Here is an 18,328-nt window from a genome sequence, read left to right on the forward strand (position 1 = left end):
TCGATGGCTAACTTTCTTCGAAAAGCTGTAAAACAAAAAAGGAGTATTTAATCAGGCAGCTTGCAAAATCAGGGCGGCTGGACAATTTGAAAGACCTCTCGTCATACACGCTGAGCGATTTGGAAAAGGAGCACCGCAAACTGAGCGAATCCGTTGGAGATCGTCAGCGGGATCATAAGCACCAGCTCTGAAAGACGTTCATTTGAACGTCTTTTTTAATGGCGTTTCAATGCTTTGAAACCGGCAGAAAAAGGTTAAACTGATGGGAGTGAGCAATGTCGAAAAATTTTGTGGTGAAGCAGGGCCATTACAGGATTGTGTATGGAGAATTTCTCTAGTAGAATATGATTGCTTTGCATCTAAAGGAGGGATTTCAATTGCTTCACTCAGCACTATTGAATGGTGTGATCATGGTTGGAATTATTCTGGTTATCAATATTATATACGTAACGTTTTTAACCCTTCGAATGATACTGACTCTTAAAGGCCAGCGGTATCTCGCCGCTTTTATCGGGACCATCGAAATGCTTGTCTATGTCGTCGGGCTGGGGCTCGTTCTAGATAATTTAAATCAAATCCAAAACGTGATTGCTTACGCGGTCGGATTTGGAATCGGAATCATCGTCGGCACGAAAATTGAAGAAAAGCTCGCTTTGGGCTATATTACCGTTAACGCCATTACGAAAGAGCTTGATTTGGATTTGCCGAAACAGCTCAGAGAAAAAGGCTACGGCGTCACCCACTGGGTCGTCGGCGGACTTGAGGGAGACAGAACGGCGATGCAGATTTTGACGCCGAGAAAATACGAACTGCAGCTGTACGAAACGATTAAATCAATCGATTCAAAAGCATTTATCATTTCCTATGAACCGAAGACGATACACGGCGGATTCTGGGTGAAAGCCGTAAAGAAAAGGAGAATTAAAGAATAATGACAAAGCCGAAAAAAAAGCGCTTTGAAGTAACGGAAGGCGAAACGATCGAATCCGTGTTGACGAAGATGCAGGAAGAAGGCTATACACCGGTGCGCCGAATGGAGGAGCCGGTCTTCAAAGAAACAAAGGAAAATGGAACGATTCAGGTTGTTCCGTGCGGAAGAAAAATTATATTCGAAGGGAAATTACTCTAAACCCGAACATTAGAACGACAAAATATACTATCGTTCGATAATGTCGTTGACATTATCACAGTCCGTTGTTAAGATAAACATGACATGAAAACACATCCTCATATAATCTTGGGAATATGGCCCATAAGTCTCTACCCGATGACCGTAAATCATCGGACTATGCAGGAAAGTGGACAATAAACTGACATGGAGATCGCGAGAAGCGGACTAACTGACGATACACGCGCCATGCCCGGTTTGTGTTGCTTCCTACAAATGCAATACATGCCGGGCTTTTTATATGCGAAGAATAACAGCTAAAGGTGGGACAAAAAGATATGCAGCCTCTTCTTGGTGTTATCATGGGAAGCACATCTGACTGGGAAACGATGAAACATGCCTGCGGCATCCTCGATGAACTGGGAATTCCGTACGAAAAAAAGGTCGTCTCCGCACATCGGACGCCTGATTTAATGTTCGAATATGCCGAAACGGCGCGGGAAAGAGGCTTGAAAGTCATCATTGCCGGAGCGGGCGGAGCCGCTCACCTGCCGGGAATGGTCGCAGCCAAAACGACGCTGCCCGTCATCGGTGTGCCGGTTCAGTCAAAAGCGCTGAACGGTCTCGATTCGTTGCTTTCAATCGTTCAAATGCCGGGCGGTGTACCCGTTGCGACCGTTGCCATCGGCAAAGCGGGAGCGGTCAACGCCGGACTGCTTGCGGCGCAGATTTTGTCAGCTTTTGACGAAAAGCTTGCCGGAAGATTGGATGAACGAAGGGAAAGCATCAGAAAAACCGTGTTGGAAAGCAGTGATCAGCTTGTATAAACAAACGATTTTTCCGGGAGCGACAATCGGCATTATCGGAGGCGGACAGCTTGGCAAAATGATGGCGGTCGCGGCCAAACAAATGGGCTATAAAGTCGCTGTTGTTGACCCTGTCCCTTCATCACCGTGCGGACAGGTCGCAGACCTTGAAATTACGGCTGCTTATAATGATCGCGAAGCGATACGGAAGCTTGCCGAAGCGAGCGATGTGATTACTTATGAATTCGAAAACATCGATTATGATGCGCTGAATTGGCTGAAAGAGCACGCTTACCTTCCGCAAGGGAGCGAGCTGTTGCTCCTTACGCAAAACAGGGAAACCGAGAAAAAAGCGATTGAATCAGCGGGCTGCAAAGTCGCCCCGTACCGAATCATTCACGACCGGACGGAACTGGAAGCGTCCGTAGCGGAGCTCGGTCTTCCGGCGGTGCTGAAAACTTGCCGCGGCGGGTATGACGGAAAAGGGCAGTACGTCCTGAAACAACAAGCACAAATCGGGGAAGCCGCAGCACTTTTACAGCACGGCACATGCATTTTGGAAAGCTGGGTTCCTTTCAAAATGGAATTGTCCGTGATCGTGACGAGATCGGTTCACGGAGAGACAACCGTTTTTCCGGCGGCAGAGAACATCCATAAACAAAATATTTTATTCCAGAGCATCGTCCCGGCACGGGCCGATGAAGCGGTTCAGGAACAAGCGGCAGCACTTGCCCTCAGGCTTGCCGAAAAGCTTCAGCTTGTCGGAACACTGGCCGTTGAGCTTTTCCTGAAAGAAGACAGCGAACTTCTCGTCAATGAGCTAGCGCCGCGGCCGCATAATTCCGGCCATTACACCCTTGATCTTTGCGAAACGAGCCAGTTTGAACAGCATATCCGTGCTGTCTGCGGACTGCCGCTCGGCAAAACGGACCTTCTGAAGGAAGGAATGATGGTAAACCTTCTCGGAGATGAAGTGTACATGGCTGAAGAAGATCCCGAACTATTAAAAGAAGCGAAGCTTTATATATACGGAAAGCATGAAGTCAAACCGGGCCGCAAAATGGGGCATATCACATTTTTAAGAACACCCGACAATGAATGGATCGGGAAGATGACAGAAAAGTGGATTGAAAGAGATGGAGGACGAAAACAATGATCGAACGTTATTCAAGACCGGAAATGGCTGCGATTTGGACGGATGAAAACAGATTCCAAGCATGGCTGGAGGTTGAAATACTGGCTTGTGAAGCTTGGGCTGAGCTCGGCGTCATTCCGAAAGAAGATGTGAAGGTTTTGCGGGAAAAAGCGTCATTTGACATCAACCGCATCTTTGAAATCGAGCAGGACACGCGCCACGATGTCGTCGCATTTACCCGCGCCGTATCGGAAACGCTTGGCGAAGAGAAAAAATGGGTGCACTACGGACTGACATCAACAGATGTGGTCGATACCGCTCTTTCCTATCTATTAAAACAGGCGAACGATATTTTGCTCAAGGACATTGAGAGATTTGTTGACATCTTGAAAGAAAAAGCAAAGGAACATAAATATACGGTCATGATGGGACGCACACACGGCGTGCATGCAGAACCGACGACATTTGGCTTGAAGCTCGCCCTTTGGTATGAAGAAATGAAGCGCAACCTGGAACGCTTCAAGCAGGCGAAAGAAGGCATCGAAGTCGGTAAAATTTCAGGCGCCGTCGGAACGTACGCGAACATCGATCCATTCGTCGAGCAGTACGTATGTGAGAAGCTCGGCTTAAAACCGGCGCCGATTTCAACACAGACGCTACAGCGAGACCGCCACGCCGATTATATGGCTGCACTGGCGCTAGTTGCGACAAGCATCGAGAAATTCGCCGTTGAGATCCGCGGCCTCCAAAAAAGCGAAACCCGCGAAGTCGAAGAATTTTTCGCAAAAGGCCAAAAAGGTTCTTCTGCCATGCCGCATAAACGCAATCCGATCGGTTCGGAAAACATGACGGGAATGGCGCGCGTCATCCGCGGCTACATGCTGACCGCCTATGAAAATGTACCGCTTTGGCATGAACGCGACATTTCGCATTCGTCAGCAGAGCGCATCATTCTGCCTGATGCGACGATCGCGCTGAACTACATGCTGAACCGCTTTGGCAACATTGTGAAAAACTTGACCGTGTTCCCTGAAAACATGAAGCGCAACATGGACCGTACACTCGGATTGATCTACTCTCAGCGCGTTCTTCTCGCTCTCATTGATACAGGCATGGCGCGTGAAGAAGCGTATGACACTGTTCAGCCGAAAGCGATGGAAGCATGGGAGAAACAAGTGCCGTTCCGCCAGCTTGTCGAGGCTGAGGAAAAAATTACGTCCCGACTGTCTCCGGAACAAATTAACGACTGCTTTGATTACAATTACCACTTGAAAAACGTCGACTACATTTTTGAACGTTTAGGCTTAGCGTAGAATCGACCGCCCGCTTTAACAGGCGGGGGTCTAAAAGATGAAATATTTCCAACATTCGGGTTAGGAGGCCTTCTGTGAATATTGTGAAAAATGAACTTTTATATGAAGGAAAAGCGAAAAGGATATACCTGACGGATGATGACAGCACGTTGTTTGTCGAATACAAAGACTCGGCGACGGCTTTTAACGGAGAAAAAAAAGCCGAGATTGATGGAAAAGGCCGTTTAAATAACGAAATTTCCAGCCTGATTTTCACAAGGCTTCACGAGAAGGGAATCAACAACCACTTTGTTGAACGAATTTCAGAAACGGAGCAGCTCATTAAAAAAGTGACGATCATCCCGCTTGAAGTCGTTGTCCGCAATGTCGTTGCGGGAAGTATGTCCAAACGGCTCGGCATTCCGGAAGGCACGGAGCTGGAGCAGCCGATTATCGAGTTTTACTACAAGGATGACGCGCTCGGCGATCCGCTGATCACAGAAGACCATATCCGGATTTTAAACGCGGCTGAGCCTGAACAGGTGGAGAAAATCAAATCGATTACGAGACAGGTAAACGAAGAGCTGCAGACGATTTTCGCGGCTTGCGGTGTCAGATTGATAGATTTCAAGCTTGAGTTCGGGCGCGATAAAGACGGCGAGGTCCTGCTGGCCGATGAGATTTCCCCGGATACGTGCCGGCTGTGGGATAAAGAAACGAATGAAAAGCTTGATAAAGATGTGTTCAGAAGAAACCTGGGCGGATTGACGGATGCATACGAAGAAATATTCAAAAGACTTGGAGGCATGTAATATGTACAAAGTGAAAGTGTATGTCAGCTTAAAAGAGAGTGTTTTAGATCCTCAGGGGAGCGCCGTTCAGCATGCTTTGCACAGCATGTCCTACAAAGAAGTTCAGGACGTCCGCATCGGCAAATACATGGAGCTCACAATTGAAAAATCGGACCGCGACCTTGACGTTCTCGTCAAAGAAATGTGCGAAAAACTTTTGGCCAACACGGTGATTGAAGATTACAGATACGAAGTCGAGGAGGTTGTCGCACAGTGAAATTTGCGGTGATTGTGCTGCCGGGCTCAAACTGCGATATCGATATGTTCCACGCGATCAAGGATGAGCTTGGCGAAGAAGCTGAATACGTCTGGCATACAGAAACAAGTCTTGATGAATATGACGGTGTCCTCATTCCGGGGGGATTCTCATACGGGGATTATTTAAGATGCGGCGCGATCGCCCGCTTCGCAAACATTATGCCGGCCGTCAAAAAAGCGGCTGAAGAAGGGAAGCCGGTGCTCGGCGTCTGCAACGGCTTTCAAATTTTGCAGGAGCTCGGTCTTTTGCCGGGCGCGATGAGACGCAACAAAGATTTGAAATTTATTTGCCGTCCGGTTGAACTGGTTGTCCAAAACAATGAAACGCTTTTTACATCTTCCTACGGCAAAGGCGAATCCATCACGATTCCGGTCGCGCACGGCGAAGGAAACTTCTACTGTGATGAAGAAACGCTTGCCGGATTACAAGAAAACAACCAAATCGCTTTCACATACGGAACGGATATCAACGGAAGCGTCGCCGGCATTGCAGGCGTCGTCAATGAAAAAGGCAATGTATTAGGCATGATGCCTCACCCTGAACGCGCAGTCGATTCTCTGCTCGGAAGCGCCGACGGTCTTAAACTGTTTCAATCTATCGTGAAAAATTGGAGGGAAACTCATGTCGCTACTGCTTGAACCAAGTCAAGAACAAATTAAGGAAGAGAAGCTCTATCAGCAAATGGGTGTCAGCGATGACGAGTTTGCCATGATTGAATCGATTCTCGGAAGGCTTCCAAACTATACGGAAATCGGGATTTTTTCGGTCATGTGGTCAGAGCACTGCAGCTACAAAAATTCCAAGCCGATCCTGAAAAAGTTCCCGACAAAAGGCGAACGCGTCCTGCAAGGGCCGGGGGAAGGCGCAGGAATCGTCGATATCGGCGACAATCAGGCGGTTGTCTTCAAAATCGAATCGCATAACCATCCGTCAGCGATTGAGCCTTATCAGGGAGCTGCAACAGGTGTGGGCGGCATCATCCGCGACGTCTTTTCAATGGGCGCGCGTCCGATCGCTGTTTTGAACTCTCTCCGGTTTGGTGAACTCACTTCACCGCGTGTGAAGTACTTGTTTGAAGAAGTAGTCGCGGGCATTGCCGGATACGGAAACTGCATCGGCATTCCGACCGTAGGCGGTGAAGTTCAGTTTGACAGCTGCTATGAAGGCAATCCGCTTGTCAACGCGATGTGTGTCGGTTTGATCAACCATGAAGATATTAAAAAAGGGCAGGCGAAAGGCGTCGGCAATACGGTCATGTACGTCGGTGCGAAAACGGGGCGCGACGGCATCCACGGCGCCACGTTCGCCTCAGAGGAAATGTCTGACCAATCAGAAGAAAAACGCTCGGCTGTGCAAGTCGGCGATCCATTCATGGAAAAGCTGCTTCTTGAAGCGTGTCTGGAAGTCATCAAATCAGACGCCTTGGTCGGTATTCAGGACATGGGTGCGGCAGGACTGACAAGTTCAAGCGCGGAAATGGCATCCAAAGCCGGATCGGGCATCGAGATGAACCTTGACTTGATCCCGCAGCGCGAAACAGGGATGACGCCATACGAAATGATGCTTTCCGAATCTCAGGAGCGCATGCTTTTAGTCATCGAACGCGGCCGCGAACAAGAGATCATCGATATTTTTGACAAGTATGATCTTGAAGCTGTGGCTGTCGGTCACGTGACAGACGACAAGATGCTGCGCCTTTTCCACAACGGGGAAATGGTTGCCGATCTTCCGGTTGATGCGCTTGCAGAGGAAGCGCCGGTTTACCATAAGCCGTCAAAAGTTCCGGCTTATTATAAAGAATTCCTTGAAACAGACGTCCCTGCACCAAAAGTCGAAGATGCGAAAGAAACGCTTCTCGAGCTGTTAAAGCAGCCGACTATTGCGAGCAAAGAATGGGTTTATGACCAATATGACTACATGGTCAGGACGAACACGGTTGTCGCACCGGGCTCTGATGCAGCCGTCCTGCGGATTCGCGGCACGAAAAAGGCGCTTGCCATGACAACGGACTGCAATGCCCGCTACTTGTACCTCGATCCGGAAAAAGGCGGGAAAATCGCTGTCGCGGAAGCGGCCCGCAATATCGTCTGCTCCGGAGCAGAACCGCTTGCCGTTACGGATAACCTCAACTTTGGGAATCCGGAAAAGCCGGAGATTTTCTGGCAGATCGAAAAAGCGGCAGACGGGATCAGCGAGGCGTGCAACGTGCTCAGCACACCGGTCATCGGTGGAAACGTCTCTCTTTACAACGAATCAAACGGAAGCGCGATCTACCCGACGCCTGTCATCGGAATGGTCGGACTGATCGAAGATACAGACCATATTACGACCCAGCACTTTAAAGCAGCGGGCGATTTGATTTATGTCATCGGCGAAACATTCCCTGAGTTCGCCGGAAGCGAGCTGCAAAAACTGTCCGAAGGAAAGATTTACGGCAAAGCGCCTGCCATCGACTTGGAAGTCGAACAAGCGCGTCAAAAAGCGCTTCTGAAAGCGATCCGCACAGGGCTCGTGCAGTCCGCGCATGACGTCTCAGAAGGCGGCATTGGCGTGGCGCTGGCGGAAAGCGTCATATCTTCTCAAGGACTCGGCGCCAATGTAACGCTTGCAGGCGAATCTGCATTGTTATTCAGCGAAACACAATCACGGTTTATCGTCTCTGTGAAAAAAGAGCATCAAGAAGCGTTCGAAAAGCTTGTCAAAGACGCCGAGCTCATCGGCGAAGTAACGTCAGACAGCGCGCTGTCTGTTCAAAGCCAGGAAGGACAACAATGGATTCATGCGCAGACAGAAGAGCTCGAAAGCGCATGGAAAGGAGCTATCCCATGCTTGCTGAAATCAAAGGCTTAAATGAAGAATGCGGCGTATTTGGGATTTGGGGGCATGAAGAAGCACCGCAAATTACGTACTACGGCCTTCACAGCCTTCAGCACAGAGGCCAGGAGGGCGCCGGCATCGTGGCAACAGACGGCGAAAAAATGTCCGCCCACAAAGGCCAGGGGCTGATTACTGAAGTTTTTCAAAACGGCGAGCTCAAAAAGGTGACAGGAAAAGGAGCGATCGGCCATGTCCGCTATGCAACGGCGGGCGGCGGCGGCTTCGAAAACGTCCAGCCGTTCCTTTTCCATTCGCAAAACAACGGCAGCCTTGCGCTTGCGCACAATGGAAACTTAGTGAATGCCACTCAGCTGAAACAGCAGCTTGAAAACCAGGGCAGCATTTTTCAAACGTCTTCTGATACGGAAGTGCTCGCCCATTTAATTAAAAGAAGCGGCCACTTCGAGCTGAAAGATCAGATCAAAAACGCTCTTTCCATGCTGAAAGGCGCTTATGCTTTCCTGATCATGACGGAAAAGGAAATGATCGTGGCGCTTGATCCGAACGGACTCAGACCGTTATCTGTCGCAATGCTCGGCGACGCGTACGTCGTCGCTTCTGAAACGTGCGCGTTTGATGTGGTCGGCGCGACATATTTGCGAGATGTAGAACCGGGCGAGATGCTGATCATCAATGATGAAGGCATGAAGTCTGAGCGGTTCTCCATCAACATCAACCGTTCGATCTGCAGCATGGAGTACATTTATTTCTCAAGGCCTGACAGTAATATTAACGGCATTAATGTCCACAGCGCGAGAAAAAATCTCGGTAAAAAGCTTGCTGAAGAATCAGGCATTGAAGCAGATGTGGTGACAGGGGTTCCGGATTCAAGCATTTCAGCGGCCATCGGCTATGCCGAAGCGACGGGAATTCCTTACGAACTCGGACTGATTAAAAACCGCTATGTCGGCAGAACGTTCATTCAGCCGTCACAGTCGCTCAGGGAGCAGGGCGTGAGAATGAAGCTGTCAGCCGTCCGCGGGGTCGTTGAAGGCAAGCGCGTCGTCATGGTGGACGATTCCATCGTGAGAGGCACGACAAGCCGCAGGATTGTGACGATGCTGCGCGAAGCCGGAGCGACGGAAGTGCACGTCAGAATCAGTTCCCCGCCTATTGCTCATCCGTGCTTTTACGGAATTGACACATCAACGCATGAAGAACTGATCGCGTCCTCCCATTCAGTGGAAGAAATCCGTCAGGAAATCGGCGCCGATACATTGTCATTCTTGAGCATTGAAGGACTCCTTTCCGGGATCGGAAGACAGTATGAAGACGAAAACTGCGGGCAGTGCATGGCCTGCTTTACAGGAAAATACCCGACCGAGATTTATCAGGATACGGTTCTTCCTCACGTGAAAGAAGCCGTTTTGACAAAATAAACCGGCCGGCGCTCTTGAAGCGCCGCGCCTCCTGAAATGAATAAAGGGCAGCAGAAGCGATGCGGCTGCTCTTTTGATTTTGAATATTACGAATGGACAAGCGCGGAATAAGGAGTGGATTGTGTTGTCTGAAAGCTATAAAAACGCCGGGGTTGATATTGAAGCCGGATATGAAGCCGTAAAACGAATGAAAAAACATGTGGAAAGAACGAAGCGAATCGGCGCAATGGGCGGTCTTGGCGGATTTGGCGGCATGTTTGACCTGTCAGAACTGCCGTACAAAAAGCCGGTTCTGATTTCGGGAACGGACGGTGTCGGCACAAAGCTGAAGCTCGCTTTTGCGATGGACAAGCATGACACGATTGGCATCGATGCCGTCGCTATGTGTGTCAACGATGTGCTCGCTCAAGGAGCGGAGCCGCTGTTCTTCCTCGATTACCTTGCGGTCGGAAAAGCCGACCCCGTCAAAATTGAAGAAATTGTAAAAGGTGTCGCAGAAGGCTGTGTACAGTCAGGATCAGCGCTAGTCGGCGGAGAAACGGCGGAAATGCCGGGTCTTTATACAGAGGATGAATACGATATTGCCGGGTTCTCGGTCGGAGCCGCTGAAAAAGATGGCATCGTCACGGGCGAAAACATCAGCGAAGGGCACCTTTTAATCGGACTTTCTTCAAGCGGACTTCACAGCAACGGCTTCTCTCTCGTTCGTAAAGTTCTTCTTGAAGATGCCGGTCTGAACCTTGATGAGACGTATACACCTTTTGAACGGCCTCTTGGCGAAGAGCTTTTAGAGCCGACGAAAATTTATGTCAAGCCTGTCCTTGAAGCGGTGAAATCAGGTAAAATCGCAGGCATGGCGCACGTGACCGGCGGCGGTTTTATTGAAAACCTGCCGCGCATGATGCCTGATGGTCTCGGTGTTGAAATCGACATCGGCTCCTGGCCCGTCCCTCCTGTCTTTCCGTTCATTCAGGAGAAAGGCGGCCTGAAGTCCGAGGAAATGTTCAATGTTTTCAATATGGGAATCGGGTTTGTCCTTGCGGTGAAAGAAGAGGATATGACAGACGTGATTCAAACGCTCGAAAACAACGGTGAAAAAGCCTATCTCATCGGCAGAGTGAAAGCCGGAAGCGGCGTTGAGTTTGGCGGTGCCGGTCTTTCATGAGAAAATTCGCGGTATTTGCATCAGGAAGCGGAACGAACTTTGAAGCGATCGCAAGAAGAATGAGAGAAGAGAACTGGGATGCCGAAATCGTTCTTGTCGTCTGTGACAAGCCCGATGCGAAAGTGCTTGAAAGAGCTGAAAAAGCCGGAATTCCATCGTTCGCATTCCAGCCGAAATCGTTCGAAAATAAAGCGGCTTTTGAACAAGTGATCGTTGAACAGCTCCGCCTCCACGGAGCAGAATGGATTGTCCTGGCGGGGTACATGAGACTGATCGGCGATACGCTTCTGTCGGCTTACCGGAATAAAATCATCAACATCCATCCGTCGCTCCTGCCGGCGTTTCCCGGCATCGACGCGATCGGACAGGCGTACAGAGCGGGTGTGAAAGTGGCGGGCATCACTGTTCACTATGTTGACGAAGGCATGGACACCGGTCCGATTATCGCCCAGCGCGCCGTTGAGCTTGAAAAAAGCGAAACACTCGCGTCTCTTGAAGAAAAGATACACAAATTGGAGCATGAGCTTTATCCCGAAGTAATCAAAGAGCTTCTTGAACTAAATGGCAGAGGTGAAAAGGAATGACGATCAAACGCGCATTAATCAGCGTATCAGATAAAACGAACATTGTCCCTTTTGTAAAAGAATTGACAGAGCTTGGCGTAGAAGTGATTTCAACAGGCGGCACAAGCAAACTTCTTCAGGAAAACGGCGTTGACGTCATCGGCATTTCTGAAGTGACGGGCTTTCCCGAAATCATGGACGGCCGTCTGAAAACCCTTCATCCGAATATTCACGGCGGGCTTCTTGCCGTCCGCGGCAACGAAAAACACATGGCGCAGCTCAATGAACAGGGAATTCAGCCGATCGACCTTGTCGTTGTTAATTTATATCCGTTTAAAGAAACGGTTTCTAAAGAAGACGTCACATTCGAAGAAGCGATTGAGAATATCGACATCGGCGGTCCAGGCATGCTTCGCGCAGCAGCGAAAAACCACCAGGACGTGGCGGTCATCGTCGATCCCCGCGACTACAGCCCTGTACTGAACGACTTGAAAGAAAACGGCAGCGTCTCTCTTGAGAAAAAACGCGAGTTGGCAGCGAAGGTGTTCCGCCACACGGCAGCGTATGACGCGTTGATCGCTGACTATTTAACAAAGGTAACCGGCGAAAAAGAGCCTGAACAGTTCACCGTCACTTTTGAGAAAAAGCAATCGCTCCGCTACGGCGAAAATCCGCATCAGGAAGCAGTCTTTTATCAAAGTGCGCTCCCTGTCAAAGGGTCAATCGCTTCAGCTGAACAGCTGCACGGAAAAGAGCTCTCTTACAACAATATCAAAGACGCGGATGCAGCACTTCAAATCGTCCGCGAGTTCACGGAGCCGGCTGCGGTTGCCGTCAAGCATATGAACCCTTGCGGCGTCGGGACGGGCAACACGATCGAAGAGGCGTTTAACAAAGCATACGCCGCTGACGAAACGTCAATTTTCGGCGGCATCATCGCTTTGAACCGGGAAGTGGATAAAGCGACGGCTGAAACGCTTCACAAAATCTTTTTGGAAATCATCATCGCGCCAGCATTCAGCCAAGAAGCGCTTGATATTTTAACATCCAAGAAAAACCTTCGCCTCTTGACCCTTGATGTCAATCAGCCTGTGAAAAACGAAAAGCAGCTGACATCTGTTCAAGGCGGGCTTTTGATTCAGGATCTGGATATGCACGGTTTTGACGACGCCGACATCACAATTCCGACGAAAAGAGAGCCGACCGAACAGGAATGGGCTGACTTGAAGCTCGCTTGGAAAGTTGTGAAGCATGTCAAATCGAATGCGATTGTCCTGGCAAAAGACGATATGACGATCGGCGTCGGCGCTGGACAAATGAACCGAGTCGGCTCCGCGAAAATCGCAATTGAGCAAGCCGGCGGGAAAGCGAAAGGAAGCGCGCTCGGATCAGATGCGTTCTTCCCGATGCCTGATACGGTCGAAGAAGCGGCTAAAGCCGGTGTGACGGCGATCATTCAGCCGGGCGGATCGGTTCGTGATGAAGATTCGATTCAAAAAGCGGATGAATACGGGATCGCGATGGTGTTCACCGGAATCCGCCATTTCAAACATTAAGGGAGTGACCAGCGTGAACGTATTGATTATCGGCAGAGGCGGCAGGGAGCACACGCTCGCCTGGAAAGCGGCGCAAAGCCCTCTTGTCGGCACTGTATATGCGGCGCCCGGCAATGACGGAATGGCCGGGACCGCCGTACTCGTTGATCTTGACGAAGGCAATCACGAAGGGCTTCTCGCTTTCGCAAAGGAAAACAATATCGGACTGACGATTGTCGGTCCTGAGGTCCCTTTAATCGAAGGGCTTGTTGATGCATTTGAAGAAGCGGGCCTTCCGGTGTTCGGTCCGTCGAAAAAAGCAGCGGTGATTGAAGGAAGCAAGCAGTTTGCCAAAGATCTGATGAAAAAATATCAAATACCGACAGCAGAATACGAAACGTTTACATCTTTTGAAAAAGCAAAGGCGTATGTTGAGGAAAAAGGTGCGCCGATCGTCATCAAAGCTGACGGGCTTGCCGCTGGAAAAGGCGTCACAGTCGCGATGACAGCCGAAGATGCGGTTCAGTGTCTGCATGACTTTTTAGAAGATGAAAAGTTCGGCGATGCAAGCGCCTCTGTCGTTATCGAGGAATTTTTGAGCGGTGAAGAATTTTCGCTGATGGCTTTTGTCAAAGGTGAAAAAGTGTATCCGATGGTGATCGCGCAAGATCACAAGCGGGCATTTGACGGAGACAAAGGCCCGAATACAGGGGGAATGGGCGCATATTCCCCGGTGCCGCAGATTTCGGATGCGGTCGTTGAAGACGCCGTTAAAACGATTTTGGAGCCGGCGGCCGAAGCGATGGTTAAAGAAGGCCGTTCGTTTACGGGAGTCTTGTATGCTGGCTTAATGCTGACCGAAAAAGGAACAAAAGTGATCGAATTCAACGCGAGATTCGGAGATCCGGAAACCCAGGTCGTACTGCCGCGTCTTGAATCAGACCTTGTACAAGTCTTGCTTGACCTCCTCGCGGACAAAGAAGTGGAGCTGAAGTGGAAGGATACGGCGGCAGTCACCGTTGTTCTTGCATCTGACGGCTATCCGGAAAGCTATGAAAAAGGCACGCCGATCGGCATGCTTGAGCCTGATATGGAACAGACCGTCGTCTTTCACGCAGGCACGAAAAAAAGCGGCGGTCAGTTTGTGACAAACGGCGGCCGCGTCGCCAATGTCACGGCGTTTGCCGAGACGTTTGAAGCGGCCAGGGAAGCAGCCTATCAAGCGGTGGAACGAGTAAGAAAACCGGGGCTGTTTTACCGGACGGATATCGGCGCGCGTGCGCTCAAGGCAGCGCAGAAATAACCGGTGAAGAGACAGAGCGGGAGCACCCGTTTTGTCTCTTTTTTTGCCGTCAATTTTTTTGGATCATTTTAATCAACGATTCAGCCATCAATTCGGGCGGATAAGGCATGTCGTTTTCAAGCCACCATGCGGCTGTGCCCGCAAAGGCGGAAATCACAAATCGCCGCTGGATATCAAGAGGCACTGAGCGGTTAGTATCGGCAGCTGCTGTTTTTTTGATTCCCGTCAAAAAGCTGTCATTCCAAAAGTCATTGAGCAGCTCCTTAATGTTCAGCTCATATCTTCTGTTGATGATAATCGCAAAATCATCGCAGTTCTGTTGTAAATGCTGATAAAAGCGCAGCACATACCAGTACGCTTCAGGCTTTTCCCCGCTGCAATCTATATCAAGCGGCGAAAAAATATCCTCTTTCATCGCTTCAAACATGTCTCTCATATTTTGATGAAGCAAATCGTATTTATCTTGATAATGCTGATAAAATGTCGTTCGATTCAAGTTTGCCCGTTGCGTAATATCCTGTACAGAGATTTTTCCCCATTCTTTTTTAGCAAGCAGTTCAAACAAGGCTTTTTTTAAATTTGTTTTCGATTTTGTAATCCGCTTGTCCCCGCGATAGCTGTCAGCCACTTCAGCCGCCTCCTCAAACACTTTTTCGACACTTCTTTTCCACTTGTTGGTTGAATGATCCGGTGGGTTCTTTTAATTTTAAACTAACATATTGAACTTCATGAATCAGCTGACAAGAACCGAAGGAGTGAAAACGAATGAGTCAAACAAAACAGCAGAACCCTATTCAGAAAGCGCTGCTTAACGGAAAGAACAGACAAGACCCGTATGATCCGTTTCCATGGTATGAAAAAATGCGCACCGAATCACCGATTCACTATGATGAAGACAGCAAGGTATGGAGTGTGTTCCGTTATGACGATGTCAAAAGAGTGATCAGCGACAAAGACTTTTTTTCAAATCAGTTCCATCAGCTTGGAACCGGCAATACGTTTGCGAAAACGTTGATTAGCATGGATCCGCCGAAACACACGAGAATCAGATCGATCGTCAACAAGGCTTTTACTCCGCGTGTCATGAAAGAGTGGGAGCCGCGCATTCGCGAACTGACGAATGAACTGCTCGCTCAAATCCGCGGCAGGGAAGAGATCGACCTTGTACAGGATTTTTCATATCCGTTGCCCGTCATCGTCATTTCGGAATTGCTCGGCGTTCCTTCAGTATATAAGCACCATTTCAAAGAATGGTCCGACGTGTTGGTCAGCCTGCCGAAGAGCGATCGGCAAGAAGATGTGAACGAGTGGAAAAACATCAGGGATCAAGGGGAAGAAGAGCTGACCGCGTTTTTTGAAAAGATGATCGAAGAGAAAAGACAAAACCTCGGCAATGACTTGATTTCGCTCTTGATCAAAGCCGAACAAGAAGGGGACAAGCTTTCCCCTGATGAATTGGTTCCGTTTTGCAACCTGCTCTTGATGGCGGGGAATGAAACCACGACCAATTTGATTTCAAATGCGGTCTACAGCATTCTCGAAACACCGGGTGCGTATGACGAGCTCGCAAGGCATCCTGAACTGATTCCGCAGGCCGTCGAGGAAGCCGTCCGTTTCCGGGCGCCCGCGCCGATGATCGTGCGCTTCGTTAAACAGGATACCGAGATCAGAGGAGTAAGTTTGAAAAAAGGAGAAGGCGTCGTCGCTTTTCTTGCTTCTGCCAACCGTGATGAAGCGAAATTTGAGAGGGCGCACGAATTTGATATTCACCGTCATCCGAACCCGCATATCGGATTTGGCCACGGCATCCATTTCTGCTTAGGCGCTCCGCTCGCGAGGCTGGAAGCGGCGATCGCTCTTGAGGCGCTCCTCAAGCAGTATTCTTCGATGGAAAAGCTTGCGATCGCGCCGATGGCGGACAGCAGCATGTACGGCTTGAAACAATTCCGTCTGCGGGTGAAGTCAGCGGGGAAAACGGCGCCATACTAATTTTAAAAGCGCCTGAAGTGGTGCTTTTTTGTTGTTGGTGGAAAAATCGCCTAACCTTTAGTACCATTTTATTAAGACAGTGATAGGGAAGGAGAAAGCATATGAGTCATGTAACCTGCAAAAGGTGTAAAAAACAAATATCAAAAGACGAGACATTTTATTACATAGACAAGCCCGTCGGATTATCAGGAATCACCCATGTCAAAAGGTTTCTGGAGAGCAACGGCTTGATTTTATGTGAAGATTGTATAAGAGAGCATTTGCAAAAATGACCTCATTCAATATCAAAAAAGCCCCTATAAAAGATGACGAAATCCTAAAACTTTAAACCGTTTTAGGATTTCGTCAACAATCTGCCACTTTCATTCCCAAGAAGGTGTTTTTTTACGGACAGGGCATTTCTTTCATAAGCCGGCCAGCAGGAATTTGACTGGATAAGCCTTGTGCCTTAAAATGAAAGTAATAAAAATGAATACTCCAAAGGGGAGTAGCTGTCACAGTAAAGTCGTCATTACGGGATGTCCTAGATCCTCGGCTTTGCTGGCAATCTAATTGTTAGCGAGACCTTTGCCAAATCTGATTTGGTGAAGGTCTTTTTGTTTATCCACTTCACCAAATCGGTGGAGTTTTTTCATTTTTATCAAAAGGGAAAGGAGACTGACCGTGTCTAAGCTCGGGAAATGGCTGAAGCGTGAATTGGTGAAGAAAGGTCTGCCTTTGGCGAAAGAAAAATTAATTCCGATTTTGAAAGAAAAAATGAAAAAGAAACGATAAGGAGGCAAACAATGAAAAGAATTCTTATAGTTCTTGCCGGAATGGGCCTTTTAGGTGCAGGCGGATGCGGAATGCTTGATCAGGTGAATGACGGATTGAACTATACAAATGAAGCGGCCGGCTATATCCAAGAAGTGAAGACATTTGCGGAGGAGGCGCCTTCCTTGGCTGAACAGGCTGTAAACGACACGGGTGCAAAAGAAAAGCTGGAAACTCAGCTTGAGTCTATCCAGCAGGCTGCAGCCGATTTTAATGAATTAACCCCTCCCGATGCCGCAGCCGAGATTCATAACACCATCGAGAAGCATAATGAAACACTGCAAAAAAGCGCTGAGGATGTTTTGAAAAGTGTTGAGGAAGGAAAATTAACAGTCGAGAAGCTGGAGCAGTCAGAATTGGTGCAAAGCGCTCAGCAGATCAGCGATGTGATGGGCCAGATTGAAAAATTGACCGAATAGAAAAAAGCATCCCGGTTTGGGATGCTTTCAGCTTGTCGACAAAGCATAAAAAGTGGCTTCATCGACAAGCTTTTTTTAAAAAAATGTGAGTGGAATCTAGTTTTGGAGGTTTTACTATGTTGTCCAAGCACTCAAAAGATCAGCGTGAACAGCTTGAAGTCGTTGCCTTAAGTGAACTTGTCCTTGAAGATGATCTGGTCAGGAAGATGGAAGAAGTTCATGGATTTTTCATTTATTTATGAAAAAGTTGCCCCTCTTTATTCTTCAAAAGCACGTCCAAGCATTGATCCTGTTGTATTGATCAAAATGGTTCTGATTCAATACGTGCTTGGGCATCGCTCCATGCGCGAAACCATCGAACGGGTTTTTTGCGGCATGGCCTGCGCTGGACAACCCTGTGGGGAAAGAAAAAATTGTCCATGCAGGCGATGCTTGTTTTCGCTGACATGAATGGACATGGAAAGGCCCTAACCGCCGTCCTTTTCATCGAAAAAACAAAATAAACTTGACAAAAAATAGGCAGGACCTTAGAAATCCGAATTTTGTCAACGGTCTGAAATCACCTATAAAAGGTGCTTTTTACGATTGTTCGCCAGTCTCTCCCTGCTGCTTCATATAAGTTTGGCAAACATATGTCATGGGACAAAATCGCAAGATGCCGGAAGCGGCCTTCATCGCCCCCATAAACATGCAGAAAAGCGTCATTCTGCACCACGGTTTTCTCGTAAACTTTGCCGCTGCCGCCGACAGGATCGTCAGTCCGCAGGCAATGCGAAAAACGGCGTCAAACAGTCCGATGTTTTGCTTCATGCTTCATTCCTCCTATTTAAATAA

Annotated in this window: 18 protein-coding genes, 1 pseudogene and 1 riboswitch; of the genes and pseudogenes, 17 read left to right on the forward strand and 2 right to left on the reverse strand. The window is 48.8% G+C overall.

What is annotated here, in order from left to right; translation table 11 throughout:
- The first annotated feature begins 344 nt into the window (after positions 1-344).
- From MKZ04_RS20605 to purD, 14 genes are all read left to right on the forward strand, one after another.
- Entirely contained in the window at positions 345-932 is a 588-nt protein-coding gene (locus MKZ04_RS20605) for a DUF2179 domain-containing protein (protein ID WP_370510518.1), read from the forward strand.
- Positions 932-1,129, forward strand: coding sequence for an NETI motif-containing protein (locus MKZ04_RS20610; RefSeq protein ID WP_020450432.1), 198 nt, complete (start codon positions 932-934; stop codon positions 1,127-1,129). The genes MKZ04_RS20605 and MKZ04_RS20610 overlap by 1 nt, the downstream gene beginning before the upstream one ends.
- Before the next feature lie 78 nt (positions 1,130-1,207).
- A riboswitch (purine riboswitch) is annotated at positions 1,208-1,310 on the forward strand.
- A gap of 136 nt (positions 1,311-1,446) precedes the next feature.
- Positions 1,447-1,935, forward strand: a complete 489-nt coding sequence (gene purE / locus MKZ04_RS20615; RefSeq protein ID WP_020450433.1) for a 5-(carboxyamino)imidazole ribonucleotide mutase — start codon at positions 1,447-1,449, stop codon at positions 1,933-1,935.
- Positions 1,928-3,070, forward strand: a complete 1,143-nt coding sequence (gene purK / locus MKZ04_RS20620; RefSeq protein ID WP_341046922.1) for a 5-(carboxyamino)imidazole ribonucleotide synthase — start codon at positions 1,928-1,930, stop codon at positions 3,068-3,070. The genes purE and purK overlap by 8 nt, the downstream gene beginning before the upstream one ends.
- Positions 3,067-4,362 (forward strand): adenylosuccinate lyase, encoded by a 1,296-nt coding sequence (gene purB / locus MKZ04_RS20625; protein WP_020450435.1) that lies wholly within the window; start codon positions 3,067-3,069, stop codon positions 4,360-4,362. The genes purK and purB overlap by 4 nt, the downstream gene beginning before the upstream one ends.
- A gap of 74 nt (positions 4,363-4,436) precedes the next feature.
- The gene (gene purC / locus MKZ04_RS20630) at positions 4,437-5,153 is read left to right on the forward strand and encodes a phosphoribosylaminoimidazolesuccinocarboxamide synthase (protein ID WP_161517409.1); all 717 of its coding nucleotides are present in this window, start codon (positions 4,437-4,439) and stop codon (positions 5,151-5,153) included.
- A 1-nt stretch (position 5,154) separates the two neighbouring features.
- On the forward strand, positions 5,155-5,409 hold the full coding sequence (purS, locus tag MKZ04_RS20635; RefSeq protein ID WP_003179532.1) for a phosphoribosylformylglycinamidine synthase subunit PurS: 255 nt from the start codon (positions 5,155-5,157) through the stop codon (positions 5,407-5,409).
- Complete coding sequence (gene purQ, locus MKZ04_RS20640; RefSeq protein WP_020450437.1) at positions 5,406-6,089, forward strand: phosphoribosylformylglycinamidine synthase subunit PurQ; 684 nt, start codon at positions 5,406-5,408, stop codon at positions 6,087-6,089. The genes purS and purQ overlap by 4 nt, the downstream gene beginning before the upstream one ends.
- Positions 6,073-8,301, forward strand: coding sequence for a phosphoribosylformylglycinamidine synthase subunit PurL (gene purL / locus MKZ04_RS20645; RefSeq protein WP_023855587.1), 2,229 nt, complete (start codon positions 6,073-6,075; stop codon positions 8,299-8,301). The genes purQ and purL overlap by 17 nt, the downstream gene beginning before the upstream one ends.
- Complete coding sequence (purF, locus tag MKZ04_RS20650; protein WP_023855588.1) at positions 8,277-9,707, forward strand: amidophosphoribosyltransferase; 1,431 nt, start codon at positions 8,277-8,279, stop codon at positions 9,705-9,707. The genes purL and purF overlap by 25 nt, the downstream gene beginning before the upstream one ends.
- Before the next feature lie 124 nt (positions 9,708-9,831).
- Positions 9,832-10,872 carry a phosphoribosylformylglycinamidine cyclo-ligase gene (gene purM, locus MKZ04_RS20655; protein WP_101561728.1) on the forward strand — a complete coding sequence of 347 codons (1,041 nt, stop codon included), beginning with the start codon at positions 9,832-9,834 and terminating at the stop codon, positions 10,870-10,872.
- Entirely contained in the window at positions 10,869-11,456 is a 588-nt protein-coding gene (gene purN, locus MKZ04_RS20660) for a phosphoribosylglycinamide formyltransferase (RefSeq protein WP_020450441.1), read from the forward strand. Before purM ends, purN begins: the two co-directional genes overlap by 4 nt.
- The gene (gene purH, locus MKZ04_RS20665) at positions 11,453-12,991 is read left to right on the forward strand and encodes a bifunctional phosphoribosylaminoimidazolecarboxamide formyltransferase/IMP cyclohydrolase (RefSeq protein ID WP_020450442.1); all 1,539 of its coding nucleotides are present in this window, start codon (positions 11,453-11,455) and stop codon (positions 12,989-12,991) included. Before purN ends, purH begins: the two co-directional genes overlap by 4 nt.
- 13 nt (positions 12,992-13,004) lie before the next feature.
- Positions 13,005-14,273 carry a phosphoribosylamine--glycine ligase gene (purD, locus tag MKZ04_RS20670; protein WP_020450443.1) on the forward strand — a complete coding sequence of 423 codons (1,269 nt, stop codon included), beginning with the start codon at positions 13,005-13,007 and terminating at the stop codon, positions 14,271-14,273.
- Positions 14,274-14,322: 49 nt separating this feature from the next.
- Here purD and MKZ04_RS20675 read toward each other — a convergent pair whose 3' ends face one another.
- Positions 14,323-14,901, reverse strand: a complete 579-nt coding sequence (locus tag MKZ04_RS20675; RefSeq protein WP_341046928.1) for a TetR/AcrR family transcriptional regulator — start codon at positions 14,899-14,901, stop codon at positions 14,323-14,325.
- A 137-nt stretch (positions 14,902-15,038) separates the two neighbouring features.
- Between MKZ04_RS20675 and MKZ04_RS20680 the strand changes: the two genes are divergently transcribed.
- The 3 genes and pseudogenes from MKZ04_RS20680 to MKZ04_RS20690 form a co-directional block, all read left to right on the forward strand.
- Complete coding sequence (locus tag MKZ04_RS20680; RefSeq protein WP_268462549.1) at positions 15,039-16,262, forward strand: cytochrome P450; 1,224 nt, start codon at positions 15,039-15,041, stop codon at positions 16,260-16,262.
- Positions 16,263-17,047: 785 nt separating this feature from the next.
- Positions 17,048-17,494, forward strand: a complete 447-nt coding sequence (locus tag MKZ04_RS20685) for a DUF6376 family protein (protein ID WP_020450446.1) — start codon at positions 17,048-17,050, stop codon at positions 17,492-17,494.
- A gap of 116 nt (positions 17,495-17,610) precedes the next feature.
- Positions 17,611-17,875 (forward strand): annotated as a pseudogene (locus MKZ04_RS20690) (transposase); the annotation flags it as partial.
- Positions 17,876-18,073: 198 nt separating this feature from the next.
- On the opposite strand, the gene MKZ04_RS20695 reads toward MKZ04_RS20690, so the two are convergent.
- Positions 18,074-18,304, reverse strand: coding sequence for a YgaP family membrane protein (locus tag MKZ04_RS20695; RefSeq protein WP_003179554.1), 231 nt, complete (start codon positions 18,302-18,304; stop codon positions 18,074-18,076).
- Between the last annotated feature and the right edge of the window lie 24 nt (positions 18,305-18,328).

This window comes from Bacillus sp. FSL W7-1354, assembly GCF_038002405.1.
In the GTDB taxonomy this organism is placed as follows: domain Bacteria; phylum Bacillota; class Bacilli; order Bacillales; family Bacillaceae; genus Bacillus; species Bacillus paralicheniformis.

Bases quoted from the DNA above. Each gene is read 5' to 3' on its own strand.
- MKZ04_RS20605 (WP_370510518.1), top strand. From the start codon at position 345: ATGATTGCTTTGCATCTAAAGGAGGGATTTCAATTGCTTCACTCAGCA.
- MKZ04_RS20610 (WP_020450432.1), top strand. From the start codon at position 932: ATGACAAAGCCGAAAAAAAAGCGCTTTGAAGTAACGGAAGGCGAAACG.
- purE (WP_020450433.1), top strand. From the start codon at position 1,447: ATGCAGCCTCTTCTTGGTGTTATCATGGGAAGCACATCTGACTGGGAA.
- purB (WP_020450435.1), top strand. From the start codon at position 3,067: ATGATCGAACGTTATTCAAGACCGGAAATGGCTGCGATTTGGACGGAT.
- purS (WP_003179532.1), top strand. From the start codon at position 5,155: ATGTACAAAGTGAAAGTGTATGTCAGCTTAAAAGAGAGTGTTTTAGAT.
- purL (WP_023855587.1), top strand. From the start codon at position 6,073: ATGTCGCTACTGCTTGAACCAAGTCAAGAACAAATTAAGGAAGAGAAG.
- purF (WP_023855588.1), top strand. From the start codon at position 8,277: ATGCTTGCTGAAATCAAAGGCTTAAATGAAGAATGCGGCGTATTTGGG.
- purN (WP_020450441.1), top strand. From the start codon at position 10,869: ATGAGAAAATTCGCGGTATTTGCATCAGGAAGCGGAACGAACTTTGAA.
- purH (WP_020450442.1), top strand. From the start codon at position 11,453: ATGACGATCAAACGCGCATTAATCAGCGTATCAGATAAAACGAACATT.
- MKZ04_RS20680 (WP_268462549.1), top strand. From the start codon at position 15,039: ATGAGTCAAACAAAACAGCAGAACCCTATTCAGAAAGCGCTGCTTAAC.
- MKZ04_RS20685 (WP_020450446.1), top strand. From the start codon at position 17,048: ATGAAAAGAATTCTTATAGTTCTTGCCGGAATGGGCCTTTTAGGTGCA.
- MKZ04_RS20695 (WP_003179554.1), bottom strand. From the start codon at position 18,304: ATGAAGCAAAACATCGGACTGTTTGACGCCGTTTTTCGCATTGCCTGC.